Origin of the sequence: Streptomyces sp. NPDC005195 (assembly GCF_040608315.1) — a bacterium.
Classification (GTDB): domain Bacteria; phylum Actinomycetota; class Actinomycetes; order Streptomycetales; family Streptomycetaceae; genus Streptomyces; species Streptomyces kaempferi.
This window is the reverse complement of the sequence record NZ_JBEXHZ010000377.1, coordinates 1-1,170: the sequence shown is the minus strand read 5'-3', so window position 1 is coordinate 1,170 and position 1,170 is coordinate 1. Positions and strand designations below refer to the sequence as shown.

General features: G+C 73.4%; 2 protein-coding genes. Both read right to left on the bottom strand.

Annotation, left to right across the window (positions count from 1 at the left end; translation table 11 throughout):
* The coding region (locus ABZV34_RS39775; RefSeq protein ID WP_356288285.1) for an ATP-binding cassette domain-containing protein at positions 1-493 on the bottom strand (493 nt) is incomplete at its 3' end.
* Positions 490-945 carry a MarR family transcriptional regulator gene (locus ABZV34_RS39770; protein WP_356288282.1) on the bottom strand — a complete coding sequence of 152 codons (456 nt, stop codon included), beginning with the start codon at positions 943-945 and terminating at the stop codon, positions 490-492. The genes ABZV34_RS39770 and ABZV34_RS39775, both read right to left, overlap by 4 nt.
* Between the last annotated feature and the right edge of the window lie 225 nt (positions 946-1,170).

The following is a 1,170-nucleotide window of genomic DNA, read 5'->3' as shown; positions in this document are numbered from 1 at the left end:
GGCCGACACGTGCCGCGCGCTCCCGGCGGGAGACGTCGAAGACGCGCGCGAACAGCTCCACGTTCTCCCGCCCCGTGAGTCCGGAGTCGGCGGAGAGCTGCTGCGGTACGTAGCCCAACAGGCGGCGCACCGCCATGCGTTCACGGGCGGCGTCGTGCCCGAAGACACGGACCGTGCCGGCCGGCACGGGCAGCAGTGTGGTGATGCAACGGATCGCCGTCGTCTTGCCGGCGCCGTTGGGCCCGAGCAGTCCGAACACCTCGCCGTCGCGGACGGAGAGTTCGAGTCCGTCGACCGCGGTCGTGTCACCGAAGGCGTAGGCGAGCCCCGCACAGGTCACGGCGTCCGTCCGGGAGTCCTCCCCGGCATCCGTCACGGCCGCCCGCGTCCCGGGCCCGCCCGGCACGGCCGGGGCGCTCCCGGCATCCGGTCCCACGGCGGTCGTATCGCCGACGCCTTCGGGGCCCTTGTCACCGGTCGTGTGGGGCGTCATGTCTCCTCGGCCTCCTCGTGCAGGTTCGCCGCCAGCCTGCGCAGGGCCGGAAGAGCGGCCTCCAGGGCCGCGCGGTCGGCTTCGTCGAGACGGGCGACCTGGTTCCGTACGAGAGCCGCGCGCCGCTCTCGCCAGTCGCGGAGCCGTGCGTCCGCCGCCGGTGTGGGCATGAGTCGCGCGGCGCGCCGGTCGGCCGGGTCCGTCTCCCGGATCAGATAGCCGTCCCGCGCCAGTTGATTGACCAGCGTCGAGACCGAATTGCCCGCCAGATAGAGCTCCTTGGCGGCCTCGGACACTCCGATGCCCGGACGTACCGTGACGAGGCGCAACAGGTCGACCTCGGCACCGCGCAGCCGCGGGGCGGTCATGCCGCCGCGCAGCCGTCGGCGGATCAGCCGCTGCACCCCGGCCAGGGTGTCGGCGAGCGCCTCGGGAAAGCTCTCCGGTTCCACACGAACGAGAATAGCTCTGTGTCAGAGGTAATCCGGGAAAGGGAGGGTCAAGAAGACGCGGAGGTGTGCCGCGCCCCTGCGGAGGTGCGGGGCGCCCTTGCGGAGGTGCGGGGCGCCCTTGCGGAGGTGCGGGGCGCCTTTGCGAGCCGCGCCGCGTCCTGATTTCCGCGCGCAGCCGCCTCCCGACCGGCCCGGTGGCCGTTCCCCCTGGTCGGGACGGCGGCC